The organism is Bacteroides sp. AR29 (assembly GCF_900217715.1).
Taxonomy (GTDB): Bacteria; Bacteroidota; Bacteroidia; order Bacteroidales; family Bacteroidaceae; genus Bacteroides; species Bacteroides uniformis.
Genome location: NZ_OBMS01000004.1, coordinates 50,716 through 76,069 on the forward strand (window position 1 = coordinate 50,716; position 25,354 = coordinate 76,069).

Consider the following 25,354-nt stretch of genomic DNA (forward strand, 5'->3'; position numbering starts at 1 on the left):
TTCCTTTAGGCGTTCAGCGCTTGTTCGATGTCGGCAATAATATCCTCTGCATTCTCTATACCTACCGAGAAGCGAATCAGGTCGGGGCGTACACCTGCCTCCATCAGTTGCTCGTCTGTCAACTGGCGGTGTGTATGGCTGGCTGGGTGTAGCACGCAAGTACGTGCATCGGCCACATGAGTCACAATGGCCGCCAGTTTCAGTGAATCCATAAACTTGATAGACTCTTCCCGTCCGCCCTTCAAGCCGAAGGTGACAACGCCGCAAGAGCCGTTCGGCATGTACTTCTGTGCCTGCTCGTAGTATTTGTCGCCCGGCAGACCACAATAATTCACCCAAGCCACTTTGTCGTTCTGGGCAAGATACTCGGCTACCGCTTGTGCATTCTTGCAATGTTGGGGCATACGCAGGTGCAGTGTTTCCAGACCCAGGTTCAGCAGGAATGCGTTTTGTGGAGACTGGATGCTGCCCAGGTCGCGCATCAGTTGGGCTGTAGCCTTGGTGATGTAAGCCATTTTGCCGAAGGCTTTCGTATAAGTCAGTCCGTGGTAAGACTCGTCCGGGGTGCACAGTCCGGGGAATTTGTCGGCGTGTGCATCCCAATCGAAGTTGCCGCTGTCTACAATGGCTCCACCTACGCTGGTGGCATGTCCGTCCATGTATTTGGTGGTAGAGTGTACTACGATGTCGGCACCCCACTCAAACGGACGGCAGTTGATGGGGGTAGGGAAGGTGTTGTCCACAATCAAGGGCACGCCGTGGCTGTGGGCAATGCGGGCAAACTTCTCTATATCGAGCACTTCGAGCGTAGGGTTGGAGATGGTTTCGCCGAATAGGGCCTTGGTATTGGGGCGGAAAGCAGCGGAAATTTCTTCCTCGCTGGCATCCGGGTTGACGAAAGTGACGTCGATGCCCAATTTCTTCAAAGTTACTCCGAAGAGGTTGAATGTTCCGCCATAGATGGTAGAGGAGCAAACAAAATGGTCTCCTGCCTGGCAGATATTGAAAATGGCATAGAAGTTGGCTGCTTGTCCGCTGGATGTCAGCATAGCGGCCACACCACCTTCGAGGGCGGCAATCTTGGCGGCTACTGCATCGTTCGTAGGGTTCTGCAGGCGGGTATAGAAATAGCCGCTGTCTTCAAGGTCGAACAAGCGTGCCATCTGTTCGCTGGTATCATATTTGAAAGTTGTACTTTGATAGATGGGGAGTACACGGGGCTCGCCCTTTTTAGGAGTCCATCCGGCTTGTACGCACAGCGTCTCCGGCTTGAATTGCTTTGCCATAATGTTATCTGTTTTAAAAGTTTCTTATCTATTATCGCGTAAGTTGTCGCAAAAGTAGGGAAAAAATTATAATTTTGTGCTTAAGTATGGTAAAATGCTATAAATTAGCGGCTGGAAATTTGTAGCGAACCGAATAAATGATGAATAATTGGAATATGAAACGCATATTTTGTTTACTGACCATCCTCTTTTGTACTTTGTTTGCTTTTAATGCTTCGGCTCAGGAAGAGCGGGATAGTCCGAGACGTGGAGAAGGAATCTCTGTTTTCCTGGAACGTAACAAGCGCCCGGGGAGAGCCTATTATAAGGAGTTTTTGGAGCTGAACAAGAAACTTCTTAAAGGGAAGGAGGAATTGCGGCTGGGAGTGAAGTATGTACTGCCCCCATTATCAAAGCCGGTTGGCAATGGGAAGAAGACAATCAATGAACCTTTGTTCGGGAAAGCGCTTGCCAGTGTAAAAGTGACATCCAACCGTTTGCAGGGCGCTTGTTTTTATGTAGTGAGCGGGCATGGAGGCCCCGACCCCGGAGCTATCGGCAGAATCGGCAAAATAGAACTGCATGAAGATGAGTATGCGTATGATGTGGCTTTGCGCCTTGCCCGTAACTTGATGCAAGAGGGGGCGGAAGTCCGTATCATTATCCAGGATGCTAAAGACGGAATCCGTGATGACAAGTACCTTTCCAACAGCAAACGTGAGACGTGCATGGGAGCTCCCATACCCTTGAACCAAGTGGCACGTCTCCGGCAACGTTGCGCCAAAATCAATGAGTTTTACAAGAAGGACCGCAAGAACTATAAATATTGCCGTGCCATTTTTCTTCATGTGGACAGTCGCAGTAAGAGCCATCAGACCGATGTGTTCTTTTACCACTCTAAAAGCAAGCCCGACAGCAAGCGTCTGGCTAAGACCATGAAGAAAACTTTCGAATCGAAATATGACAAGCACCAGCCCAACCGTGGGTTTACCGGAACTGTCAGCGCACGCAATCTTTATGTGTTAGCCAATACTTCTCCCGCTTCCGTATTCGTGGAATTGGGAAATATCCAGAACACTTTTGACCAGCGCCGTTTTGTAATCAGTTCGAACCGCCAGGCCTTGGCCAAGTGGATGATGGAGGGTTTCATCACGGATTATAAAAAGGCGAAATAAGGACAATCAACTCTCACTCTCCTTTTTCTTTTCGTGTACCACCACGACTGTAACGGCCGTTATTATCAGCGCCATGCCGATGGCGCTGGCCGGTGTGAAGCTTTCATTGAATATCAGGCAACCGATAACTACGGCTGTCAGAGGTTCCAAGGCCCCGAAAATGGAAGTCAGTGTAGGCCCTATGTATTTAATGGCTTTTACCAGGGTGATGTTGGATATAGCTGTTGCCGGCAGCGCCAGTCCGAGAATATTCAGCCATGTGTAGGTATCATTGGCCAGCCGGATGCCTCCGGTCAGACATCCTCCTATAATAAAGAACAAGGCTCCCAACCCCATTACGTAGCATGTCAATGCAGTGGAGGGAATCTGCACGGCACGGCTCTTCCTTACTCCTACGATATATCCTCCATAAAAGAATACGGACAGGCCGGCAGCAATCAGCCCGATGGTCGTGTTTCCTCCTTCAAAGTCTATTTTGCCGGATGACAAAAGTCCAGCTCCGCTTAGTGACACCAACACGGCAAACAGAATGGCGAATGACCTCTTTTCTCCGAAAAAGCCCATCATGGCCAGTGCCACGGCCAGCGGATACATGAAATGAATGGTGGATGCCACTCCGCTGGCTATGTTCTGATAGGCGATGACCAGACTGAAGGAGGTAGCTGCCCGGAGCAGGCTGAGGATGAACACCGTTCCCCAGTCTTTCCTGCTGATGCGGAATGTCTCGCCCAGCATAATGCCGAAAACGACCAAGGTAAGTGAAGCTATTCCCCATCGGTAGGCCAATACTTCGAAAGAGGAGAAGCCCGCAAGGAGTAATGAAATGGTGAAGAAAGGAGCCAGCCCGAAGGTGGCAGAGGAGAGAGCCGCATATATAAACCCTTTTATGGAAACATTTTGCATTTTTTATCTTGATTTTAATGGAGATTTTAAAATTATCTGTTTGCGTCAATTGCTTGATTCGCATTGCGTCGTGCAAAATTAATGAATAAAAACAAGCATACAGACAAGGGAGTGTCCCTTTTTTACAATACAGTATAGATATGGGTATCTAATATAGTATCGACCGGCTTGCCTGATATTTATTCGTTCCATCATGAGGTAAAAATCATTCCACCGCGGAGTAAAAATCGTTCCACCATGGTGGAACGATTTTTACTCCATGGAGGAACGAATACTTGTTCGCTGTCCGGCTCCTAAACTCTTCCGGGGAGAAAGTCTGATAGCTCCGGCAGAACGGTTTGCCTACTCTACCGGAATATAAATCTCTGTCAACAGTTCCTCCGGCGCCGTATCTGCGGGGTTGTTCAGGTAACGTTCCGCACTGGACTCATCCCGTAAGCTACATTCCATTTCGGGGATATACTTCCCGTAGATGGTATCGTATACGGCCTGCAGATGTTCGTATGGACCTTTGTATAGGAATATGGCATAGCGGCCTGCCGCGAGCTGTTTAAATCCTATGTCTCCTTTGGCCGTTGCAAATGAGGGTAGGACCATACATACATCGGTACGCAGCTTTTCAGCGGGTGTCACTTTGGGGTCATCGTGATAGATATAGTAGGGCATCACTTCTCCCATAGGCAGTTTTTCTTCCTGCATGAACTGGCAAAGGCGCATCCATGCGCTGCAATAGTCGTTCAGTTTATAGTCGCCAAAGAGGCGGAGGTAAATTACATTTCGGGCAGGAACTTCTTTGATTTCGTGTTTCAGTTCCAGTTCCGGACGAATAATGGCTGGTTTCATAATTACAAAGTTTTTATTGTTACGATACTCTAATGGTGAAATGCCATAGAACTGCTTGAATACTTTTGACAGTGACGAGGGCGAAGAGTAGCCTATACGGTAGGCTATGTCCGCTATCGGCATGTCCGAGTAACGAAGCAACCGGGCAGCGGCTTCGGTACGCGTCCGGACAATGAACGTACCGACGGGTTCACCCAGGAAAGCTTTCATGATGCGGTGGAAGTAGAAGGGAGAGAAATGGGAAATCCTGGCCAAAGATTTCAGGTCAATTTCTTCTCCGAGGTGCAGATTTATATAATCCACTACTGCGTTCACGCACTTTTGGTATTCCTCCTGGGTTGTCTTTTTCTGTTGCATGGTTCTATTGGGCTTTTTCATGTTGCAAAAATAGGAGGAAAAGAAATAGGTTACTTGTCCGATGTTGCTATAAATGCAATATCTTTAAATAAGATAAGCTATATCCCGGCACAACTTTTTCGTGCAAGCATGAAAGTTTTGCATTCGATTTGCAATATCTTTGCATTTCAGATGAAAAAACAAATGCTTGCAGATGACCGAGGAGATTAAAAGACAACTTTGGGAGTGGGCGGCGGCCTATCATTGCGCCGGCTTCATTCAGAACGACCCCGTACAGTTTCCACATCGCTATGAACGGAAGCAGGATATTGAAATCAGTGGGCTGCTGACTGCCATCATGAGTTTCGGCAACCGTAAGCAGATATTGAAAAAGGCTGATGAGTTGCATAGGTTGATGGGGGTATCACCTCATCAATACGTGTTGTCCTGCCGATGGAAGAATGACTTCCCTGCTACGGACAGAAGCAGTTTTTACCGAATGCTTTCTTATGCTGACTTTCATTCCTATTTCAGGCGTTTGCATGCTGCCTATTCTGCTTTTGACAGTCTGGAGGATGCCTTATGTACGTATGCCGGTAATCCGATGGAAAGGTTATGTGCATTTTTGGAAGTCTCGGCAAAGAGCCCCCAAAAGAAACTGAACATGTTTTTGCGCTGGATGATAAGGAAAGGTCCGGAAGTGGATTTTGGTATTTGGGAGAGATTTGATTGCAGGGACCTGATTGTGCCTTTGGACACGCATGTCTGCCGTGTGGCCTATGCTTTGGGACTCACCGAGACAGAAACATTTTCTTTGAAGAATGCCCGCCGGATTACTGAAGCTCTGGCAGAGGCCTTTCCGGATGACCCGTGCCTGGGGGACTTTGCTTTGTTTGGAAGCGGAGTCAGCGGAGTATTGTAGCGTGTTACCAGTCAATTTCTTGTATCCCTCTGCTCCGTAAGAAATCGTTGGCTTTACTGAAGTGCCTGCAACCGAAGAATCCGTATTCGGCAGAACGTGGGGACGGATGGACGGTAGTCAGAATCAAGTGTCTGCTGCTATTGATTAAAGCGGCTTTTTCTTTGGCGTACGCTCCCCAAAGCATGAATACAAGATTCTCCCGTTCATCACTCAGTTTCTTGATAACAGCGTCTGTGAAGGTTTCCCATCCCATGTTCCGGTGCGAGCCGGTTTCGTGGGCACGTACTGTGAGGACGGAATTCATAGGAAACACGCCTTGCGCTACCCAACGGTCCAGATTTCCGGAAGTCGGAATGGGCTTTCCCAGGTCCTGATGTATTTCCTTGAATATGTTTGTCAGAGAACCGGGAATGGCTACTCCTTTCGGTACGGAAAAGCAGACTCCATAATACTGACCGGGATTAGGATAAGGGTCTTGTCCGAGTATGACGACTTTCACTTTTTCGAACGGGCAAGAGTTGAAGACATGGAAAATCTGATGGCCGGGAGGTAGCACGTTGGCATGCCCGTACTCACTTTTTACAAATGCTACCAGCTTCTCAAAATAAGGTTTGTCAAACTCCTCTTGCAGGCGTTTTCTCCAGCTTTCTTCTATTTTTACGTTCATAAGAGTCTTGCAGTTACATATGAATGGGAAATGATGTTGCAAACATACAAATAATCCGGATGAGACGGATGCTTTTATGAGTATAAAGAATGTTTTTATTATTGTATGAAACGATAGTTATTTTGAGTAAGTTTATTACTTTTGTGGTGCAATGCCGGACACTAAGCATAGAGTCGCCATTGCTGAGGTTGAACTGATTGGTAAAATAAAGGAATGGAAAATTTTCATCGTATGGATGCTTGTCCGGTACGGGATGTACTGAGCAGGTTGGGAGACAAATGGACAATGCTTGTGCTGGTCACACTGAAAGCGAATGGAACGATGCGCTTTTGCGATATACAGAAAACCATAGGGGATATTTCCCAGCGGATGTTGACGGTTACATTGCGCTCATTGGAGACGGACGGGCTGATTGTCAGGAAAGTCTATGCGGAAGTTCCTCCCCGTGTGGAGTATAACCTTACAGAAACCGGATGTAGCCTGATGCCGCATATTGAATCTTTGGTAGGATGGGCATTGGAGCATATGAATGATATTTTGAATCGGCGCAGTCTGCAGAACTGATGGGGCGATATGCAAAGAGGGTGTGTCGAAACTGGTATTCACCACAGATTACACAGATTTGCACAGATAAGCATCTTTGATTATCAGTAGATTAAGCTCATTCTGTGTTAATCCGTGTAATCTGTGGTGAATTTTGACACACCCCTTCAGAAGTTTCCAAGTGCTTGTTTTATTTCTTAGCATCGGCAAAATTGTGAACCTTGTTTTTCAGATTGTCAGCTTTCTCTGCGGCCTCATGGGCCTCATGGGCCATCTTGTCTGCTACTTTGGTGCCAACGTGCAATGCTTCTTCTTCAGCAGTGTTGATGAACTCCTTGGCTTCGCCACTTGCTTTGTGGATGGCACGGCATATGGCATCTTCCAGCTTTTTAGCTTTCTCCGTACGGGAGAAGTGGTAGGCCAATGCACCGGCAACCGAACCTATTCCCAGTCCAATCCAGAAATTAGAATCTTTACATTTCATAATCAAGTCAGTTTTTAATAGTTAAAGTTAGAATCAATTCTGATGAGACAACATACTTGCCAAAGATTGGTTCATCCGGCGAGAAAGGAATTAATAACAATTTACTTTTGTTGGTGGAGATATTTATTCTGCTTAAATTTGCGATGCACTTAAAATTTATACAAGTATGATTAGATTAAATGTTTTTATTCAGGTAAGTGCGGAGAACCGTGCCGCAGTATTGGAATCTGCCAAAGAACTGGTCGCATATTCCTTGAAGGACAATGGATGCATTGCTTATGATGTGTTTGAGAGCGCCACTCGCAGCGATGTTCTTATGATTTGTGAAACATGGAAAGATGCAGAGTCATTGTCTGCCCATGAAAAAGCAGACCATTTTGTGGCCCTGGTGCCCAAAATCCAGGGGCTGGCTGCCATGAAGTTGGAAAAATTCGAGTTCTGAATCAGTAATTTGAGGTAGTAAGGGGTTGTGTGATCATGCGTAAATAAGTATATTTGTGCATTCTTAATATACATATTTATGCTGATTACCCTTATTATCCTTGTTCTCTCCGCTGCCTTTTTTGTAGCAGGCAAAGTCCGTTCGGACATTGTGGCGCTTTGTGCGCTGATTGGTTTATTGATATTTCAGATTCTTACTCCTGAAGAGGCCCTTTCCGGCTTCTCCAACTCGGTGGTGATTATGATGGTGGGCTTGTTCGTTGTGGGCGGCGCCATTTTTCAGACCGGGCTGGCTAAAATGATAAGTTCGCGCATTTTAAAGCTGGCAGGCAAAAGCGAGCTGAAACTCTTCTTGCTGGTTATGCTGGTTACCTCTGCCATTGGTGCTTTTGTGAGCAATACGGGAACGGTGGCTTTGATGCTGCCTATCGTGGTGAGCTTGGCACTGAGTGCCGGAATGAATCCTAGCCGTCTATTGATGCCTTTGGCTTTTGCTAGCAGCATGGGCGGTATGATGACACTTATCGGTACGCCTCCTAACTTGGTCATTCAGAATACATTGACGGGAGCGGGCTTTGAACCGCTGTCTTTCTTCTCCTTTTTGCCGGTGGGCATTGTGTGCGTGATAGTGGGAACTTTGGTTTTAATGCCTCTGACCAAATGGTTTCTCTCCAAGAAAGGTAAAAAGAATGACGGAACATTGTCGGGCAAATCATTGGACCAACTGGTACAGGAGTACGGACTTTCCAGCAATCTGTTCCGTTTGAGGGCTGTCAATGACTCCCGTCTGATAGGAAAAACCATCATAGACCTGGATGTACGCCGCAAGTATGGTCTGAATATCATTGAAGTACGGCGTGTAGACTCTTCCCAACATAGATTCCTGAAAACCATTACCCAGAAATTGGCATCGCCCGATACGACCATTTGGGTGGGCGACGTGCTTTACATTACGGGAGAGGTGTCGAACGTAAATCGTTTTGCTGAAGACTTTTTAATGGAAATGCTCGACGGGCATACCACTGAAGAAGCCTCCAAAGCCGACAAGTCCCTTGACTTTTATGACATCGGAATCGCCGAAATCGTGTTGATGCCCTCTTCCAATATTGTGAACCGGACGGTGAAGGAAGCAGGGTTCCGTGATAAATTTAATGTAAATGTATTGGGCATCCGTCGTAAGAAGGAATATATATTACGTGAATTGGGACGTGAGCGTATGCATAGTGGCGATGTTTTGCTGGTGCAGGGTGCGTGGCAGGACATCGCACGGATAAGCAGGGAAGATTCCGATTGGGTGGTATTGGGGCAGCCTTTGGCAGAAGCCGCCAAAGTGACGCTGGATTATAAAGCGCCCATAGCTGCCGCTATCATGGTGCTGATGGTTGCCATGATGGTCTTCGACTTTATTCCCGTGGCCCCGGTGACAGCGGTGATGATTGCCGGCTTGCTGATGGTGCTGACGGGATGTTTCAGGAATGTGGAAGCCGCCTATAAAACGATAAACTGGGAAACGATTGTGCTCTTTGCAGCCATGCTCCCCATGTCTCTTGCACTCGAAAAAACCGGTGCCTCGGAATATATATCCAACAGTCTTGTGAGCGGATTGGGTAGTTATGGTCCTATTGTGTTGATGGCAGGTATCTATTTCACCACTTCATTGATGACCATGTTCATCAGCAATACGGTGACGGCAGTGCTGATGGCCCCTATTGCTCTTCAAAGTGCGGTTCAGATTGGAGTAAGTCCCGTTCCGTTCTTGTTTGCCGTGACGGTTGCGGCAAGCATGTGTTTCGCTTCTCCATTCTCTACACCGCCCAATGCACTGGTGATGCCGGCAGGACAATATACATTCATGGATTATATAAAAGTGGGGCTCCCGTTGCAGATTATTATGGGAGTGGTGATGGTATTTGTGTTGCCGTTGCTGTTTCCTTTTTAATAAAGTATATGACCACTTCATTATGCTGTAATATTAGGCGCGGATTACGTGGAATAACGCGGACTATGCAAATTGAATTCTTGAAATCTGCGTAATCCGCGCCTAAAAAATAGTAAGGTAGTTTTGACACGTTCCTCCTTTTTACTGTTACAGCTTTATACTTTTTTTCTTTCCTGCATAGCTTATTGTCTTTCCGCCTTTCATCGGCCGGTCTCCCGTACCGGAGTTCTGACCGACCAGAACAACCTTGAACTTGCGGCTTTTCAGCATACCCGGAAAACTGCCTTCCCGCTCTTCTATTGTCAGGCGACGAGCCTTGTCGTCCCAATGGAAGCGGATGGTGGAATAAGCTCCCTTTTCGTAGTTGTAGTTGTCATTTTCGTCCTCGTAGAGGGTGAATGTGCCGTCGGCACCCGGATAGATGCGTATCTCCAGATTGTCCCAATTCTTTTCGGCGGAATACTGTACTTTGGGACCGAACGGCAGGATACTGCCGGCTTTTACATAGACGGGCAGAATCTCTTTCGATACACAGCGGTTCAAGGTCTGTCCGCCCTGCTGTTTTTCGTTACTCCAGAAGTCCCACCAGTCTGCGCCTTGAGGAAGGTAAACCGACCATTCCGTCACTTCCGGCCGGGTGACCGGTGCTACCAGTAGGGAGCGTCCGAAAAGAAATTCGCCGCCAACTTCATGTGTTTTAGAATCTGCTGCAAAATCCATTACTAAAGGACGCATGAATGTACCGTCATTGTGGGACACATCCCAGGAAGTGCTGTAAATGTAGGGCAGAAGGCGATAGCGCAGATTAATCATCTTCTCCTGGGCATCGAAACACCACTCGCCACGCTTGCCGAAGTTCCAGATTTCACGGGGCAACTCCGTACCGTGCGAACGCATCATCGGGCAGAAAGTGCCGAACTGCATCCAGCGTACATACAGTTCTTGGTATTTGGGGTTCTTGGCTCCCCCTTCTTGGTTCCAGCGTCCGGCAAAGAAGCCGCCTATGTCACTGTTCCAGTTCGGAATGCCCATTAAGGTGTAGTTCAGTGCGGCAGGAATCTGTTTCTCCAGCATGTCCCAAGTGGAGGTCACGTCACCACTCCAGGTGTTGCAGCCGTAACGTTGTTGTCCGATAAATCCGGAACGGGTTAGGATGACAACGCGTTTGTCTTTGCTCAAAGCCTTTTGATGCGAGGCTATTCCGCTGTTGTGCATCAGTGAGTAGGTGTTCTTTACACTTCGGTAAGATCCCAAGTGAGTGGGGAGGTCATAGTCCGATTCTTGTCGGTTGATATGGTCGGGCTCTGTAGAATCGAGCCACCAGCCGTCGTTGCCGATGTAACTGAAAATGCCTTTATTCAGATATTTCCAATAAATATCCCTTGCTTCGGGATTGTAGACGTCGTAGGGGCGTGCGCCACTTTGTGGAGGCCAGGTATCAAAATTGATAATCATGCCTTTGGCATCCAGCTCCTTGCGTTGCTCTGTGTGGGTGCCAAAGCCGGGCCATGCCACAATCATCAGCTTGGCATTCAGCTTGTGTATTTCGTCGGCCCACTTCTTGGGGTTGGGAAAGCGTTCAGGGTCAAAGCTGTGTGAGTTCCACGCACTGTCCGTCTTCTGATATTCGGGCCAGTAGCGCCAGTCTTGAATCATACAGTCAATGGGAATTTGTAGTTCGCGATACTTCTTCAAGACATTCAGGCTTTCTTCCTGCGTATGATAGCGCTCCTTGCTTTGGAAGAAACCATAGGCCCACAACGGAAGCATGGGGGAGTGTCCCGTCAAGTCGCGCACCTGGGCGATGATGCCGTCGGCGTTTCCGCCATACATGAAATAATAGTCCGCACAGTGTCCCAGGCTCTGGAAAGCGAGTTCCTGCGGAGTATCCATGAATTCTGAAATGGAGTAGTTGTCCCAATATACGGCATAGCCTTTCACAGGCGACATGAAATAAGGAGAATAGGTGAACATGTTCTCGTTCTGCATGTGGTGCATGGAGTTGCGGCGGTTGAATTTGCCGTCCATCACTTGTCCTACTCCGTAGATAGGTTCGTTTTTATCCAATAGGAAAGAGCCCCTTACTTGATAGGAGGGAGTGCCGGCATCATTCTTATCGGCAAAAGAGGTGCCGTAGTCCTTGTCTTTCAGCAGCTCATTGCCGGCGATGGTATGGAAACTGATGCCTCCGGTTGCCGGATTGACAAAAATTTTCAATATGGAAGATTTCAGCACGGTTTGTCCTGCTTCCTCCGAAAAGTCCACTTTGACCGTTTCGGGTGATTTGACCACTACCAGACTTTCTTTGTTGTAGGGTTTGCCTTCGGGAGTTTTGTAAACCCGCACAATGGAAGGCGAATAGAATTCCACACGGATGTCCATTCCTTGTGTGGTGCATTTCATTCCTTGAGGTGTGCGCTCTGTGTTCTGGGCGGCACACAAGTTTGCAAGCATGGTTGCACAAGTCAGCACGAAGCCGGCTCTTTTCATAAAATTCATTTTCATGGTTCTTTTAAAATTATGCTGCAAAAGTAGCCTTGAATCCCCTTTAGGTGGCAACAATCTTGTTGAAACGGAACAACACTCAAGTTGATTTCTGCATTTTCTCCGCATATTCCGAGGGACGGCAGCCGTACATTTCCTGGAAACATTTGCTGAGATAGCTGGAACTGCTGAAGCCGGTACGCTCTGCGATTTCCGTAATGCTGAGGCTGCCTTCCAGGATGAGTTGTGCCGCACGTTGCAAGCGGATGTTGCGGATGAAGAGGCTGGGGGACTGGTCGAGCATGGCTACCAGTTTCCGGTAAAGTCCGGTGCGTTCCATACACAAGTCGCGGCTTAGCTGCTCTACGGAGTAGCCGGGTACATGCAGGTTCTTTTCCACCAGTTCGATAGCTTTTGTCAGGAAAACAGATTCGGATGCGTCTTGCTTGTTTTCTGTTTGGTGAGGTTCGGTATGGCTATGTACACAAGTTATGTTTTTTCCTTCCAGTGATTTCTTTTGTTCCGCTTCATAACGGTTGCACTGCTCTATCAAGTTGCGGATGCGGAGCAAAAGGATTTCTTCTTTGTGTTTCCGTTCCATCTCCTTCCGGGTGCGGTGTATGTAGAGGCGGATGCTTGCCGCAATGATGGCGATTGACAAGACTATATAGATGACGTATGCAACGCCGGTTTTCCACCAGGGAGCATGGACTGTTAGGCTTATCCGGGCCGTTTGCTCTTCATTCCAATGCTTTCCATCGTTAGAGGCCATTACCTTGAAGGTGTAGCTTCCCGGTGGCAAGTTGGTATAGGGAGCTTGGAGAATGCCGTTGCTCTGCTTCATGTTGCCGGCGGTTACCCATTGTGCGTCGATACCTTCCAGCTGATAGCGGTAATGGGTGTGCTCGCGGTTGAAGTAATTCAATGCGGAGAACTCGAGAGTGAGGAAGTTCTGGTCGTGGTTCAATGATATTTCTTCCACATAAGGAGAGTTTTCGGGTAGTATAGTCCGGCTTTCATAGCTTCTGCCCGGGAGGATGCGTTCTCCATGTACATGGATTGCCGTGAAAACCGGTGGATAGGGCAGACTGGAAGATGGAGGCTCCGGATTGGGAGAAAAGATATTGCATCCGTCAGCGTCTCCGAAGTAGAGCGTTCCGTCATGTGACACGAATGCCGCTTCCGAACCGTATTCCCCTTGTAGCTCTTTGGGCAGGGTGGATGCTTCTACCGGCATGAGTATCCGGTTGCCGTCTTCCTGCAGGTCGAGCTTATAGATAGCTGTCCGGTCCTTTATGAATATGTTGCCGTCCCGGTCTTCCGTAAAGTTTGCTACGGCTGTATTTCTTTCAAGTGATAGGGGGAAATCCTTCTTGTCTATGTGGATGTGCTTATATAGGGCCGGATGGTAGTACAGCAATCCTCTGTTGAATGTTCCGAGCCATAAAGCCCCTTGTTGGTCTTGGAAAATCGTACTGATTTCTGTGGCAAGGACGTTGCCCTTTCGGGTCCTCAAGGTGGGCATATAGTGGCGTGTCCCCTTTTTAGGGTCGATAATCCAAAAACCACGGATGCAGCTGATGTATGCTTTCTCATCCGCGGAAATCATCAGTGTATTGAGGGTATAGTCTGTTTCCATCAGCTTCTCCCATGCTCGCTTATGGAGGTCGAAATGGAAAAATCCTCCTTTAGAGCCGTTGCGCAGTTGATAGAACCCGTTTTTTCCTCTGAGTATGAGGGAGGTGTTTTGGAACTTCTCTTGTTCCGTCCGGGGATATGCGGCAATGTCATACTGTTGCTTTCCGTTTTTTACATCATAGCATACGATTTCTCCTGTGTCATGGAACAGATACAGCGATTCGTCATCTGCAGTCTGGTCTTGTATCGTTCCCCGGTCTTCAGGCAGTTTCAATCGGAAGGAAAGTTCCGGCTGTAACAGCTCGCCATGGCTGATTACCCAGACAAGCCCCCGTTCGTCCGCAAACAAATCCTCTATGGGATGCTGCATGCCTTTCTGTTGAAAGACGGAGTCCAGGTTGGCAATGTATCGCTCGTTATGGAGATTGATGCACATCAGCCGTTGGTAATCCTTTATCCACAAGAGGGAATCGCCGCTCAGATAGACATGGTAGAAGCCCTTGTATTGTTTCAGCGGATATATATCTTCGGGGGTGGGCTGCAGGGAGGTGAAGTTGGCTCCATCATACAGATTGACGTTCCGGGTGGTGGTAAATACCATTCTTCCGTCCGGAAGTTGGAGGATATAGCGTATCTGGTTATCACTCAGACCGTGCGAGGTGTCAATGGTAGTGAATAGAAAGTTATTGGCAGAGCTGGGAAATGCCATGCTGAGGCATAATACCAACAATACCATGAACTTTATATCTGTTGGATGGATTTTTCCCATCTTTATTTTCCCCCTTTCCAGATACTGATAATTTTTTTGCCTATTGCCAAAATATTCAGCAGTGATACAGCAAAAAATAATAGGCAACCGGTCAATATACATGGAAGCAGTGACCCGCTTTCCAATTGCGGGAAGAGATTCCTGACTACTTCTATATAGTAACTGCGTACCCATATCACACAACCGATGGAGAGGAACAGTACCAGTACATTCAGCCCTACTGTCAGTATATAATAAGGCGTGGCTACCCGCGTCGGGCTATATCCTATCAGCAGCAGGTTTTCCAGTTTTACCGTATTCTTCTGGAGAAGCAGGAAGATGCTCAGCATCAAGATGTAGAATGACAGAATGCTGATGAATAATCCTACGCCCATGACGATAGCCGTAATGAGGCGCAGGAAATAAGTTGTCTTTCCGGCATCCAGATTGTTGCCTTCGGTTTCGTAATTCTTTTGCTGGAAATAGTCGGTGATGGCTGTGTCGGTAGGATTCTTCACTTCCACAATAAGTCGGGACGGTTCAGCTTCTTTTTCCGGTGCAAAATTCTTGTTGGCCCAGTCCATGAAGGATTGGGGGACGAGAATGGTATTCAGCCGGTTGGAGAATCCTACAATGTTGCCTTTATATTGTTCCACACGTCCGTTGCCCCGCATCATGATATCCATCTGTACCAGACTCATCAAACCTTCGGAGAGTTTCGGCAGACTCCGGCTTTGTGCAAAGCCAAAGTTATAGAGGTTCAGATAATTGCGCGGAACGATGATGGGAATTATCCGGGTATCTTCATCAAAATGCCATTTGTCCAGACTGACATCCACATATTCGTCGGGTACAGACTCGAAAAACATCTCTGTCGACAAGCGGATACCGGCTTCCTGCATACCGAGTCCGGCAGAGACTTTGAACAAGGAAGGAGTGAACGCGCCTACCCCTTTGGTGAAAGGTTGGGCTTTCAGGTCTTTTATCTCATCTTTGGAGAAGGTATTGCTTTTCCCGGCAAAGCTGCCCAAAGTACTGATTTTCTTGGTAGCAATGATATAATCCTTCTTCATGAAACTGTCCCCTTCCGTAAAAACGGGAAGGACATCACGATAGAATTGTACGCTCAGCAATACAATCATCATGCCGAAGAGATTGGCGAGGAAAAAGCCTGCCAACTGTCCGACACTGATGTGCTGGCGGAGAAGTTTCCAAACAAGTCGGTTCATATTAGCCACATTTATAATTGATAAATTTCATCATAATCCAATTCCAGATGTTTGCCGATGGAAGTCACTATGATTCCCGCTCCTTGGCGGCTGGCTTCTTCTGTCAGCAGCCTGCCCATGATTGTTCCGTTCTCGTCATCCAGATGGCTGACGGGTTCGTCCAGGAAGATGAAGTCGAAAGGCTGGCAGAGGCTGCGGATAAAGGCGACTCTTTGTTGCTGGCCGAAAGATAGCTTTCCGGCTTTTTCGTTTACCTTGTCGGCAATGCCGATGGCTTCGAAGAGGGTAAGGACTTCTTTCTTTTTTTTGAAATTGGTAAGCCGGTTCTTCAGTTGTATGTTCTCGATGGCGGTAAGTTCGGGAAAGATACGCAACTCCTGAAAAAGAATGCTGAGAGAGTGTTTGCGTATATCTATCCAGTCATTGACGGAGAGTGAACGGATATTGAGCTCATCAAAGTTGATGATTCCCTGATAATCGTTGCGGTAACCGTAAACATAGCTGCAAAGCGATGATTTTCCGGTGCCCGAAGCGGCTTCTATGAGATAACGTTTCCCTTTGTGGAACGTAATGTCCCGATGCCATACGTCTGAGGTAATGGCATCACGGTCGGCAAACACTTGAGGTAGTGTTTGCCGTAGGTGAATCCTATTCATGAGTGGTATTAATCCTTAATCTCTAATCCTTAATCCTTAAATTACATTCCTGCAAACTGCTTGATAAAGTCCACAATCTGTTTCAGTGCATTAACATTCTTGTTCTTCAGCTGCAGGGTGACGGTTGCCTTGTCCTCGTTGCCGACAGCTTCCAGATACGAGATATTGCCGAGCAGCGAGTAATAGGTGCTATACTCTTGTCCGCCAAATCCAGCTAGCATTTTTACAACGGGCAGGTCAAGTACGGCTTCCGCATTGATGACAAAGGCTGTGCGCTTGCCTTTCAGACTGGAAGCGAAGTCCGTCTCTTTGGCAGACGGGTCAGCGGTCTTGCATGCATTCTTATACAGCAGTTCGTCATTGGTGGCGTACATCTGTTTGTCTCGTATGCCGAAGAATATGTTGATAGCGCGTGATTTATAGACATATTCATTCTCATTCAATTTCACGATGTCTTCGCCGCGTTTCAGTCCCAGTTCGGACTTTTTCTCATAAAGGGCTTTCAAGGGAGCGTCGTTCTTTACGCTGGCATAGGCCAGGAAAGAAGGATTGCTGTTCATGGTTACATTGATAAGGCCTATGGTCAGGTCGTTGTGGAAAGCACTGAACAAGTCTTTTACTTCAGCGGCTTTGGTAATGGAGAAATCGTTGCGGAACTGCTCATTCTCTTGCAGCACATTGTAGAACTCTTCTCCATTGATACCTATGCTGAATAGCGCCAGGGTAGATTTTGGGAAATACTTCAAGAACGTGTTTTCGATGGGACAAGTACTTTTGATTTGCTTTTCGAAAAGTGCTTTCAATTCTGTGTTCTCGGTATAGCTCTCTACTTTCAGTTCTATTTTCCCTTTTTCGAAGGAGAGACTTCCCAGCATCTTCAAGTCTTTCAGGTCGATATTGTGGGATATTCCGTAATTCAGCGGATTGGCGTATGCACTCAGCAGGCTGGAAGGAGAGATGAGCATATTGATGTCTCCATCCTGCTTTTGCATTTTCTTGAAAGCGGTGTTACTGTTGATGCTGTTTTCTCCGGTCTGTTTCAGCAAGGCGGGAATTCCTTCTTTGACTTTTTCCAGTTGCGATGTGCCGGTGTAGTTCACCACCATAAGCGTGGTAGGAGTGAAAGCGAGCAATGCCCGCTTGTTGATTTGTGCAAAACTGTAACCGTCCGCTTCTGCCACATGGCTGATTATCTGTTCTTTCTCCGTAACTTCCAGAAGCTTCAGCAAATCATCCTCACTTTGAACCTTGGCTACCATGGTGGTGTAGGGGAACGAGGGAGCGTTGAAGACATAAATCGGCGCATTGACGTCCACTCCCGATTTGGCAGGGTCTTTCAGTACAGCCTCCAATTGTTGGAAAGTAGCTGTATTCATATCGCTTTTCAAGGCATCTGTCAGCTTTTGCAGTGCTTCTTTAGTCTCTTTATCTTTGGTACCGGCCTTGTCTGCCAATGATTTTAAATTGACAGCGATGACTTGCGAGGCATCGGAAGGAATAACGTTGGTGTATTCTGGCTTTTTGGACGAACAAGCGCTTATCAGCACGATGAGCATTGCCAGTACTGAGAAGTGGAAGAATAGGTTCTTTTTCATATAGTTTTTGTTTTAGTGAGTATCATTGATTCTGTAAATTGAGGATGTGGCAGGCAACCAGTGCCGCCGTCTCTGTACGCAACCTTGATTTTCCCAAGCTGATGGGGATAAAATCGTTTTCCGTCGCCTTCCGGACTTCCTCTTCGCTGAAGTCTCCTTCAGGACCGATTAGTACGAGAGCGTCCTCTCCGGGATGTACCATATCCTTCAAAAGCGGTTTTTCGCCTTCATAACAGTGGGCGATGAATTTCTGACCCGGAAAAGGCTGTGTGATGAACTTGTTGAAGTCTGTCATTTCATTCAGTTGGGGCAGGCGTGCCTTGAGCGACTGCTTGATGGCAGAAACCAGAATTTTGGAGATGCGCTCCGTCTTGATGACTTTCCGTTCCGAGAAACGGCAGTTCAGGAATGTCAGTTCATCAAACCCTATTTCCGTCGCTTTCTCGGCAAACCACTCAGTACGGTCCATGTTCTTGGTAGGTGCCATGGCAATGTGCAGATGACCTTTCCACAAGGGGGCTTGCGGAAGGGTTTCCAGAATATTCACCAGGCAGCGTTTGTTGGTAGCCGTACTGATTTCGGCGCGATAGAAGCAGCCCTTTCCGTCTGTCAGCATAACCTCGTCGCCTGCTTGCAGGCGTAAGACCCGTACGGCATGTGCTGCTTCCTCTTCGGGCAGTTCTGCGTGGGTCTGTATGTCGGGAGTATAGAATACGTGCATGTTACAAATTGTTTTTGAGTTGGTTGATTTGGTCTCTTATCTGTGCGGCTCGTTCGTAATCCTCTTCTTCGATTGCTTTCTGCAGGGCTGTTTTCAATATGCCTATTGTGTCTTCCTGCAACAGTTCGTCTTTGTCCGGCTCGCTGCCTCCCATAGGGTCGGTGGTGCTTTCGCCGGTTTTCAGACATTCTGTTTCGAGAATCTCTTCGTAGACAAAGATAGGAGCATTCATGCGCAATGCCAGGGCGACGGCATCGCTGGTACGGGCATCAATCCGGAGAATAGTCTCTTCGGCTTTCATGTAAAGGTAGGAGTAGAATACTCCGTTGTCTACTTTATAGATAAGAATACGCATCAGTTTTACACCCAGCACCTCAAGAACGGAAGCAAATAGGTTATGCGTCAGCGGACGGGGCGGTACAATACCTTTCATCTCGATGACCATAGCTTGTGCTTCGGTGGCACCTATAATAATCGGAAGCTGGCGCTCGCCGCCCGCTTCACCCAGTACCAGGGCATAGGCGCCCACTTGCGCCTGGCTGTTGGAAATGTTTAGTACTTGTAGTTCTATCTTCTTCTTATTCATACCTATTAAATCAACCTGATTCTCAATCAGTTTTTCTCTATTTTCTCCGGATTATGCTTATAGCGGAATACTATTCCAAATAACAGACCAATGACTAAGGCATATCCTGCAAAGATAAACCATACCGGTGTCCAGTCGCGGCTTACCAGTCCTCCGCCTTCGGCATATACCGAGAAGGCATCCACCACGGCTCCGCTGGCATAACCTCCGATGATGGCTCCCACACCGTTCGTCATCATGAAGAACAAGCCTTGTGCGCTGGCACGGATACTGGGATGTGCTTCCATTTCTGTAAACAGCGAGCCCGATACATTAAAAAAGTCAAATGCCATGCCGTAGACAATCATCGAGAGAATGAGCATCCAGAGTCCGCTTCCCGGGTCTCCGAGGGCAAAGAGCCCGAAACGGAATACCCATGCAAACATACTTATTAACATAACACGCTTGATTCCGAAATGTTTCAGGAAGAAGGGGATGGCAAGGATAAACAGCGTCTCACTCATTTGCGAGATGGAGAGCAGGATGACGGAGTGTTTTACACCGAACGAATCTGCATATTCGGGTATGGAAGCAAACGAACCCAGGAAAAGGTCGCCGTATGTGTTTGTTATTTGAAGGGCGGCTCCCAGCAGCATGGAGAACAAGAAGAAGATAGCCATCTTCTTGCGCTTGAACAGCACCAGTGCGTCCAGTCCGAAAGCGGAGAGCATCGTTTTTCCTTCGCTGCGCATGGGGGGGCAGGCTGGCAAAGTGAAAGCATAAAGTCCCAGCATGGCTGCCGATATGGCTGCCACATAGAGCTGTGCCGAACTTGCCTTGAACCCGGTGAGGTCCACAGCCCACATGGCACAGATAAAGCCTACCGTTCCCCATACACGGATGGGAGGGAAGTCTTTTATCAAATCCATCTTATATTTTTCCAATGCATTGTAGGATACGGTGTTGGCCAGAGATAGTGTAGGCATGTAAACAAGCATGTTGAGCAGCATGGCCCAGTACATGTGGTTGTATGTAGTGGCAGTGGAAGCATAAATCAGAGCACCGGCACCGATGAGGTGAAGTATGCCGTAAAGGCGTTCGGCGTTTATCCATTTGTCAGCGATGATACCGGTCAGTCCGGGCATTATCAGTGAGGCTATACCCATGGTTGCAAAGATTGCTCCGATTTGTCCGCCTTCAAAATGTAACGTACCGCCCATGTAACCACCTAATGAAATCAGCCATGCTCCCCAAACGAAGAATTGCAGGAATTGCATGGCAGTGAGTCGGAATTTGATGCTCATAATATTAGCTTTTTATGTTTTGAATTATGTAATAGATGCAAATGTACAATGAGACTAGGAGAAAAACAAGTTCTGTACGGCTTTTTCTTCAACGAAAGAGATTAATGAGGGATGGGTTTTGGGAAGGAATGTATTATAAAAAAAGAAGGGTATCTATCCCAGACACCCAATCTTTATTAACCTTAAATCTAATACCATGAAAAACACAGTGCAAATATACACGGTTTATGTTATATAACATGCTGTTTTGGCGTATTTCTGCTTTTTATTAACTCTATTTAAGAAAAGCAGGCTAACAAAGCCTGCTTTTTCCTTTATTCTACATATAGAACCAGTCCTTTCAGGTATTCCCCTTCCGGATGATAGATGCTGACCGGGTGGTCGGCAGGTTGCGTCAGTTGGTGCAGGATGCGTACGCTGCGGCCGGACATGGCAGCGGCTGTGAACACGGCGGTGCGGAAGTTTTCTTTGCTGACGGCTTGCGAACACGAGAATGTGAAGAGGATGCCGCCGGGCTTGATTTTCTCGAAAGCCTTGACGTTCAGTTTGCGGTAGCCTTGCAGGGCATTGCGCAGAGCATCGCGGTGCTTGGCAAAAGCAGGAGGGTCAAGAACTATCAGGTCGTATTGGTCGCCCATGCGGTCAAGGTATTTGAAGGCATCTTCTGCATAGGCGGCATGGCGGGTGTCACCCGGGAAGTTCAGTTCGATGTTCTTGTTGGTCAAGTCGATGGCTTTGGCGGAGCTGTCCACGGAATGCACCAGTTTGGCGTCTCCACGCATAGCATATACGGAGAAGCCGCCGGTATAGCAGAACATATTCAGTACGCTGCGGCCTTTGGCATAGCGTTCCAGTAGCGAACGGTTCTCGCGTTGGTCTACGAAGAAACCGGTTTTTTGGCCTTTCAGCCAGTCGATGTGGAACTTCAGGCCGTACTCCATGGCTACATTGTCCGTGCTGCCGCCTTTCAAGAAACCATTCTCCGGATAGAGGTCGGCCTTGAAGGGAAGGGTCGTCTCCGATTTGTAATAGATATTGTCAATCTGGCTGCCCATCACTTCGGTAAGGGCATCGGCAATGGCCATGCGGTCGAGGTGCATGCCGGCAGAATGTGCCTGCATCACTGCGGTACGGGCATAAATGTCGATAACCAGCCCCGGCAGGTTGTCTCCCTCCCCGTGCACCAGGCGATAGGTGTTGTTTGTCGGGTTTCCGGCTATGCCGATACTGCGGCGCATGTCGTATGCTATGCTGAGTTTGCGTTTCCAGAAGTCCGCATTGATTTCTTCTTCTTGACGGAAGGTCAGTACGCGTACGGCGATACTGCCAATCTGAAAATGCCCTTTGGCTATGAATTCCTTTTTGGACGTGTAGATTTCAACAACTTCCCCTTCTTCGGGCTCTCCGTCGAAATGTGCGATGGCGCCGGAAAACACCCACGGGTGAAAACGCTTTAATGACTCCTCTTTATTGGGTTTAAGGTATACTTTGTACATATATATAATGTGATTAATGTGGTAATGTGATAATGTGCATTACATTACCACATTATTATTGGCTTCTATCTCAAAATCTCCTGTCCGTTTCAGTTCTTGCAGCTTGTTGTAGATGTTGAGGCATGCCCAGGCATCGGTGGCGGCATACAGTTTCTGCGGTTCGGTCAAGGTTTCGGCTTCCCAGTTGGAAAGGCGCTGGCTTTTCGAAATCTTTTCCCCGAAGAGGATGGCATATATCTTTTGCAGGCTTTTATCCTGGATGCCGAAAGCGCGGACGTATTCCTGCAATTCAATGCACGCATGTTGTTCGAAAGGAGCACGCTTGTGCAGCATCATGAAGTCATCCCGCAAGGAAAGGCCTACTTTCGTTACACTTGGGTTTTCCAGCAATGTGATAACCGGCAGAGTCAGTCCCGTCAGGTTGAGGCGGAACAGAAAGCAATGTTCCTCTGAGGAAATCTGCAGCAGGGCCACCTTGTGTATCTGTCCTTTTGTGAACGATGGACGGGTTTCGCTGTCTATGCCCAGCAACGGGCAGGACTTCAGATAGGCGACTGCCTTCTCCGCTTCCCACGGTGTCTGTACGACATGTATCTGTCCCGGAAAGGCGGCTTTGGGCAGGTCTTTCACTGTTTCTTTATCTATTGTTCTTTTGATAACCATAATTTAATATTCAAAGTCTGCGGTTTCCTCCTCTTCATCCTCGCCTTGCGCATACTTCACCTCGTGCAGGGCACGCAGGGTGTTGACAAGCTTTTGTCCCCAATGGAGGCGGAAGTTTTCCTGGCAGATGGTAAGCGAATCGTTCATCGTCTCGTTGAAACCCAGCTGGAATACGAAGATAAAGTCCTTGATGTCCTGGTATATGTCGGCCAAGTCTTCGGAAATGTTCCTGGTGATGGGCTGGTCACTATACTTCATGTCGGATACGAATACGTCCAGGTAGTCGTCTTTCTCGGCCAGGATATTGGCGAGGTTCATGCGGAGTACCTCATAGGTCTCTTCGGTGACGAATGTTTCCGGCGCCTCGTCTCCTATGGTTTCGCACTCGGGCAGCATGGAGGCCTTCAGGTAGAGCAGCGGAAGTATTTTTAAGGAGGTATCGACGAACGCGGAACGTTTCACCCCTTCCGCTTGTTCCAGAAACTTGCAAAACTCGGCGGCTACGGTCACAAACTCTACGGCATTCCGGTCGAATATCACTTGACTTTCTTTTTTCATATCTTCTTGATTTGAAACGCAAAGATAGCGCAAACCGAAAGTAGAAGCAAATTAATTGGCAGGATTATTCTTTTTTCACTACATGATATTCTGTTCCTCTTGTCTTCCGGCGGCTGCTGATGCCCAGTTTGTGGAGTGCACGTCCGAACAGAGCCACTTTATTGATGGACAGCCGGTCTTTGGTCTTGGTTTGCAAGAAGGAGAGAATCTCCATAGGGGTCATCCAGTCTCCTTCCTCTTCATTTTCGGCGGGATGGAAGTGGCAGAGGAAGAGCTGTTCCAACGGTGTGGGCTGTTCAAACTCCCGGTTGGTCTGTTTCAAGATGGCTTCGTCGGAATCGTCCAGCCAGTAGCGTTCACCTTTGGCTATGGCATCCATGGCTTGTGCGTAGAGTTGCCGGTAGTTGATGGTGACATTGGTATGGATGGGGCCGGTGACTTCGATGCAGATGAAACGGCGGCTGCCGCTGGGGTCTGTCAGCAGGTCTTTCTGGTTGCTGGTTGCTATAAAGGAGGCGTAGCGTCTTATTTCCTGGATGGCGGTGCCGTAAGGCTTGCGCAGGTTTGCCACGGGTTTCTGCAGCAGATGCTTTAGAAAACCTTGCTGATTGACGCTGATTTGGTCGAATTCGTCGATGTTTATCAGGAAAAAGCGGCCGAGGCTCCGCTCTGCGTCCTGCTTGCTTTTGAAGTCGATACTGTCGGTATATCCGAAGCGCAGTTCGGGTGGCAGCAGGATGCGGCAGAAGGTACTTTTACGATAGCCTTGGGCTCCGACCAGTAGGGGAGACGTGTTGTTTCCATGCTGGCGGTCGATGTTTTGCCAGTGCGCCGTCATGCTGAGAAACCAGCGGTAGAAGAGTTCCCGCCAGTACGGATTGTTGCAGGGGACGAGGTCGGCCAATGCGCGGATACGGTCCTTGCCGTCCCAATGTCCGGTGCTGTTCAGATATTCTTCGATGGGGTTGTACAAGGGAATGGCGTCCGAGTTGAGGTAGCGTGCCACATCTCTGTCCCATACGCTGATTCCTTCTTTCAGGGCATTCTGTCCGATACTGCTTCTTACCCGCTGGTCGGCAGGGCGGAAATGGAAGTGTATGGAGTCCCGTTGGCGGAATTCCAATTCTCCCAGCACGGTGTTCCAGCGGAACTCATAGCGTCTGTTCATGAATTCTTCCAGGCGGAAGGCGGTGATTTGGTCGCGGGTCATGCTGCTGCGGGTGCCGAAGCCTTTGCATTCGCGGTAGAGGTTGTGCAGGGTCATGCGCACCAGTTGTTCATCCGCTTCGCGGTAGTAGTGCATCATGACTTGACGTACTGCCTCTTCTTCGGGAATGCCGGCTTTGTAGCAATGCCCGGCAAGCAGGTAGAGCAGGGGGCGAAGGTCATCGCCCCGTTTCCAGTTTTCCAGCTCTTCGAAGGTACGGTTCAGGGCGGCTTCGAAGAGGATGGAGAAGGTTTGGGAGGCCGGATAGCCGGGGGCAATGCGCATCAGCGGGTTTGCTTCGGTCTGTTTCCGTTGGCCGAAGGTGGGCTCGTCGGGCACGGACAAAGGCTGTTCCAGACAGAAAGGGACGGCAGACGGATTGTAATAGGGACGGTCATCGAGCGTCATGCGGCAGCTTTGCTCCACGGCAGGTTCTTTCAGTGTGACGGGGTAGGGGAGCAGGGGCTGGTAACAGTTTACGGCGAGCCGGTAGGCAGCGGTATGAAACAGCCTGATTTTTTCTTCCTGCCTGGGGCGCGAACCGTCGGGGGTGGCAAACAGTACCCATATTTTTACGCTTCGTCCGCTGCTTCCGCAAAAGGCGGCAAAAGTTTGCGGCAGCAGGGCCGCCTGGCGCTTTACTTGCTCCACTTCCACGGCATTGGCCAGGTGGTTGACTTCAATCTGTACCAGTCCGTTGTAGGTTTTCAGGTATCTTTCCCCCTCTTTGCTGCGGGCATATTCTGCGGCAGGGCAGATGCGTGGCAGTTTGTCTATGCAGGGGTAGTGTCCGTTGCTTCCGGTGATGTGGGGAATGAGGCTGCGCAAGGCGGATATGTGTCCGGCTTTGTTCTCGGTTTTCATCTTCTCCATCAAGGTGTCGCTGGGCCATGTGCTGAATGTCTCTTTGCCGGTTTCACGAGCGGTGCGTATAAGGGTAAGTTTCATGGGGTGCTTGCTGTATTAAAGTCC

The 25,354-nt window shown here is 48.4% G+C and carries 22 protein-coding genes; 5 read left to right on the plus strand and 17 right to left on the minus strand.

Going from position 1 to position 25,354, the window contains the following annotated elements; genetic code table 11:
• Positions 1 to 5 precede the first annotated feature (5 nt).
• The gene (locus tag CSD97_RS03050; protein ID WP_005826957.1) at positions 6 to 1,286 is read right to left on the minus strand and encodes an O-acetylhomoserine aminocarboxypropyltransferase/cysteine synthase family protein; all 1,281 of its coding nucleotides are present in this window, start codon (positions 1,284 to 1,286) and stop codon (positions 6 to 8) included.
• Positions 1,287 to 1,423: 137 nt separating this feature from the next.
• Here CSD97_RS03050 and CSD97_RS03055 point away from each other — a divergent pair, with 137 nt between their 5' ends.
• The gene (locus CSD97_RS03055) at positions 1,424 to 2,440 is read left to right on the plus strand and encodes an N-acetylmuramoyl-L-alanine amidase (RefSeq protein ID WP_008665171.1); all 1,017 of its coding nucleotides are present in this window, start codon (positions 1,424 to 1,426) and stop codon (positions 2,438 to 2,440) included.
• Between the two features lie 6 nt (positions 2,441 to 2,446).
• Here the strand turns inward: CSD97_RS03055 and CSD97_RS03060 are convergent, their stop codons facing one another.
• Together CSD97_RS03060 and CSD97_RS03065 are read right to left on the minus strand one after the other, a co-directional pair.
• Positions 2,447 to 3,343, minus strand: a complete 897-nt coding sequence (locus CSD97_RS03060) for a DMT family transporter (protein ID WP_098031954.1) — start codon at positions 3,341 to 3,343, stop codon at positions 2,447 to 2,449.
• Between the two features lie 342 nt (positions 3,344 to 3,685).
• Positions 3,686 to 4,543 (minus strand): AraC family transcriptional regulator, encoded by an 858-nt coding sequence (locus CSD97_RS03065; protein ID WP_098031955.1) that lies wholly within the window; start codon positions 4,541 to 4,543, stop codon positions 3,686 to 3,688.
• Between the two features lie 193 nt (positions 4,544 to 4,736).
• On the opposite strand from CSD97_RS03065, the gene CSD97_RS03075 reads away from it, so the two are divergent.
• Entirely contained in the window at positions 4,737 to 5,444 is a 708-nt protein-coding gene (locus CSD97_RS03075; protein ID WP_022401173.1) for a TIGR02757 family protein, read from the plus strand.
• 4 nt (positions 5,445 to 5,448) lie between these two features.
• Here the strand turns inward: CSD97_RS03075 and ung are convergent, their stop codons facing one another.
• A complete protein-coding gene (ung, locus tag CSD97_RS03080) occupies positions 5,449 to 6,111 on the minus strand; it encodes a uracil-DNA glycosylase (RefSeq protein WP_057097525.1) in 663 nt (220 codons plus the stop codon).
• A gap of 213 nt (positions 6,112 to 6,324) precedes the next feature.
• Between ung and CSD97_RS03085 the strand changes: the two genes are divergently transcribed.
• Complete coding sequence (locus CSD97_RS03085) at positions 6,325 to 6,675, plus strand: helix-turn-helix domain-containing protein (protein WP_009038044.1); 351 nt, start codon at positions 6,325 to 6,327, stop codon at positions 6,673 to 6,675.
• A 169-nt stretch (positions 6,676 to 6,844) separates the two neighbouring features.
• On the opposite strand, the gene CSD97_RS03090 is transcribed toward CSD97_RS03085, so the two are convergent.
• The gene (locus CSD97_RS03090; RefSeq protein WP_035449063.1) at positions 6,845 to 7,138 is read right to left on the minus strand and encodes a YtxH domain-containing protein; all 294 of its coding nucleotides are present in this window, start codon (positions 7,136 to 7,138) and stop codon (positions 6,845 to 6,847) included.
• 166 nt (positions 7,139 to 7,304) lie between these two features.
• On the opposite strand from CSD97_RS03090, the gene CSD97_RS03095 reads away from it, so the two are divergent.
• Positions 7,305 to 7,580 (plus strand): putative quinol monooxygenase, encoded by a 276-nt coding sequence (locus CSD97_RS03095; protein WP_005826936.1) that lies wholly within the window; start codon positions 7,305 to 7,307, stop codon positions 7,578 to 7,580.
• Positions 7,581 to 7,658: 78 nt separating this feature from the next.
• Positions 7,659 to 9,518, plus strand: coding sequence for an SLC13 family permease (locus tag CSD97_RS03100; RefSeq protein ID WP_005826934.1), 1,860 nt, complete (start codon positions 7,659 to 7,661; stop codon positions 9,516 to 9,518).
• A gap of 147 nt (positions 9,519 to 9,665) precedes the next feature.
• Here the strand turns inward: CSD97_RS03100 and CSD97_RS03105 are convergent, their stop codons facing one another.
• The 12 genes from CSD97_RS03105 to CSD97_RS03160 all read right to left on the minus strand — a co-directional run bounded on the left by CSD97_RS03105 (position 9,666) and on the right by CSD97_RS03160 (position 25,330).
• Positions 9,666 to 12,017 (minus strand): TIM-barrel domain-containing protein, encoded by a 2,352-nt coding sequence (locus CSD97_RS03105; RefSeq protein ID WP_173675097.1) that lies wholly within the window; start codon positions 12,015 to 12,017, stop codon positions 9,666 to 9,668.
• Positions 12,018 to 12,102: 85 nt separating this feature from the next.
• A complete protein-coding gene (locus tag CSD97_RS03110) occupies positions 12,103 to 14,376 on the minus strand; it encodes a helix-turn-helix domain-containing protein (protein WP_173675098.1) in 2,274 nt (757 codons plus the stop codon).
• Between the two features lie 35 nt (positions 14,377 to 14,411).
• Positions 14,412 to 15,617 carry a hypothetical protein gene (locus CSD97_RS03115; RefSeq protein ID WP_098031958.1) on the minus strand — a complete coding sequence of 402 codons (1,206 nt, stop codon included), beginning with the start codon at positions 15,615 to 15,617 and terminating at the stop codon, positions 14,412 to 14,414.
• 11 nt (positions 15,618 to 15,628) lie between these two features.
• The gene (locus CSD97_RS03120) at positions 15,629 to 16,273 is read right to left on the minus strand and encodes an ATP-binding cassette domain-containing protein (RefSeq protein ID WP_098031959.1); all 645 of its coding nucleotides are present in this window, start codon (positions 16,271 to 16,273) and stop codon (positions 15,629 to 15,631) included.
• Positions 16,274 to 16,314: 41 nt separating this feature from the next.
• Positions 16,315 to 17,868 (minus strand): DUF4836 family protein, encoded by a 1,554-nt coding sequence (locus CSD97_RS03125; protein WP_098031960.1) that lies wholly within the window; start codon positions 17,866 to 17,868, stop codon positions 16,315 to 16,317.
• 22 nt (positions 17,869 to 17,890) lie between these two features.
• Positions 17,891 to 18,589, minus strand: coding sequence for a 16S rRNA (uracil(1498)-N(3))-methyltransferase (locus CSD97_RS03130; RefSeq protein WP_009038062.1), 699 nt, complete (start codon positions 18,587 to 18,589; stop codon positions 17,891 to 17,893).
• Between the two features lies 1 nt (position 18,590).
• Entirely contained in the window at positions 18,591 to 19,175 is a 585-nt protein-coding gene (locus tag CSD97_RS03135) for a bifunctional nuclease family protein (RefSeq protein ID WP_098031961.1), read from the minus strand.
• Positions 19,176 to 19,201: 26 nt separating this feature from the next.
• On the minus strand, positions 19,202 to 20,458 hold the full coding sequence (locus CSD97_RS03140) for a nucleoside permease (RefSeq protein ID WP_005826918.1): 1,257 nt from the start codon (positions 20,456 to 20,458) through the stop codon (positions 19,202 to 19,204).
• A 314-nt stretch (positions 20,459 to 20,772) separates the two neighbouring features.
• Positions 20,773 to 21,954 carry a class I SAM-dependent rRNA methyltransferase gene (locus CSD97_RS03145; RefSeq protein ID WP_005826914.1) on the minus strand — a complete coding sequence of 394 codons (1,182 nt, stop codon included), beginning with the start codon at positions 21,952 to 21,954 and terminating at the stop codon, positions 20,773 to 20,775.
• A gap of 39 nt (positions 21,955 to 21,993) precedes the next feature.
• On the minus strand, positions 21,994 to 22,617 hold the full coding sequence (locus tag CSD97_RS03150) for a 3'-5' exonuclease (protein WP_005826911.1): 624 nt from the start codon (positions 22,615 to 22,617) through the stop codon (positions 21,994 to 21,996).
• A 3-nt stretch (positions 22,618 to 22,620) separates the two neighbouring features.
• Positions 22,621 to 23,175, minus strand: a complete 555-nt coding sequence (locus CSD97_RS03155) for a DUF5063 domain-containing protein (RefSeq protein ID WP_098031994.1) — start codon at positions 23,173 to 23,175, stop codon at positions 22,621 to 22,623.
• Positions 23,176 to 23,239: 64 nt separating this feature from the next.
• The gene (locus CSD97_RS03160; protein WP_016272917.1) at positions 23,240 to 25,330 is read right to left on the minus strand and encodes a BT4734/BF3469 family protein; all 2,091 of its coding nucleotides are present in this window, start codon (positions 25,328 to 25,330) and stop codon (positions 23,240 to 23,242) included.
• Between the last annotated feature and the right edge of the window lie 24 nt (positions 25,331 to 25,354).

What these genes read in the sequence shown, in the direction of transcription:
- CSD97_RS03050 (WP_005826957.1), bottom strand. Translation starts at nt 1,286, where the DNA reads ATGGCAAAGCAATTCAAGCCGGAGACGCTGTGCGTACAAGCCGGATGG.
- CSD97_RS03055 (WP_008665171.1), top strand. Translation starts at nt 1,424, where the DNA reads ATGATGAATAATTGGAATATGAAACGCATATTTTGTTTACTGACCATC.
- CSD97_RS03060 (WP_098031954.1), bottom strand. Translation starts at nt 3,343, where the DNA reads ATGCAAAATGTTTCCATAAAAGGGTTTATATATGCGGCTCTCTCCTCT.
- CSD97_RS03065 (WP_098031955.1), bottom strand. Translation starts at nt 4,543, where the DNA reads ATGCAACAGAAAAAGACAACCCAGGAGGAATACCAAAAGTGCGTGAAC.
- CSD97_RS03075 (WP_022401173.1), top strand. Translation starts at nt 4,737, where the DNA reads ATGACCGAGGAGATTAAAAGACAACTTTGGGAGTGGGCGGCGGCCTAT.
- ung (WP_057097525.1), bottom strand. Translation starts at nt 6,111, where the DNA reads ATGAACGTAAAAATAGAAGAAAGCTGGAGAAAACGCCTGCAAGAGGAG.
- CSD97_RS03085 (WP_009038044.1), top strand. Translation starts at nt 6,325, where the DNA reads ATGGAAAATTTTCATCGTATGGATGCTTGTCCGGTACGGGATGTACTG.
- CSD97_RS03090 (WP_035449063.1), bottom strand. Translation starts at nt 7,138, where the DNA reads ATGAAATGTAAAGATTCTAATTTCTGGATTGGACTGGGAATAGGTTCG.
- CSD97_RS03095 (WP_005826936.1), top strand. Translation starts at nt 7,305, where the DNA reads ATGATTAGATTAAATGTTTTTATTCAGGTAAGTGCGGAGAACCGTGCC.
- CSD97_RS03100 (WP_005826934.1), top strand. Translation starts at nt 7,659, where the DNA reads ATGCTGATTACCCTTATTATCCTTGTTCTCTCCGCTGCCTTTTTTGTA.
- CSD97_RS03105 (WP_173675097.1), bottom strand. Translation starts at nt 12,017, where the DNA reads ATGAATTTTATGAAAAGAGCCGGCTTCGTGCTGACTTGTGCAACCATG.
- CSD97_RS03110 (WP_173675098.1), bottom strand. Translation starts at nt 14,376, where the DNA reads ATGGTATTGTTGGTATTATGCCTCAGCATGGCATTTCCCAGCTCTGCC.
- CSD97_RS03115 (WP_098031958.1), bottom strand. Translation starts at nt 15,617, where the DNA reads ATGAACCGACTTGTTTGGAAACTTCTCCGCCAGCACATCAGTGTCGGA.
- CSD97_RS03120 (WP_098031959.1), bottom strand. Translation starts at nt 16,273, where the DNA reads ATGAATAGGATTCACCTACGGCAAACACTACCTCAAGTGTTTGCCGAC.
- CSD97_RS03125 (WP_098031960.1), bottom strand. Translation starts at nt 17,868, where the DNA reads ATGAAAAAGAACCTATTCTTCCACTTCTCAGTACTGGCAATGCTCATC.
- CSD97_RS03130 (WP_009038062.1), bottom strand. Translation starts at nt 18,589, where the DNA reads ATGCACGTATTCTATACTCCCGACATACAGACCCACGCAGAACTGCCC.
- CSD97_RS03135 (WP_098031961.1), bottom strand. Translation starts at nt 19,175, where the DNA reads ATGAATAAGAAGAAGATAGAACTACAAGTACTAAACATTTCCAACAGC.
- CSD97_RS03140 (WP_005826918.1), bottom strand. Translation starts at nt 20,458, where the DNA reads ATGAGCATCAAATTCCGACTCACTGCCATGCAATTCCTGCAATTCTTC.
- CSD97_RS03145 (WP_005826914.1), bottom strand. Translation starts at nt 21,954, where the DNA reads ATGTACAAAGTATACCTTAAACCCAATAAAGAGGAGTCATTAAAGCGT.
- CSD97_RS03150 (WP_005826911.1), bottom strand. Translation starts at nt 22,617, where the DNA reads ATGGTTATCAAAAGAACAATAGATAAAGAAACAGTGAAAGACCTGCCC.
- CSD97_RS03155 (WP_098031994.1), bottom strand. Translation starts at nt 23,175, where the DNA reads ATGAAAAAAGAAAGTCAAGTGATATTCGACCGGAATGCCGTAGAGTTT.
- CSD97_RS03160 (WP_016272917.1), bottom strand. Translation starts at nt 25,330, where the DNA reads ATGAAACTTACCCTTATACGCACCGCTCGTGAAACCGGCAAAGAGACA.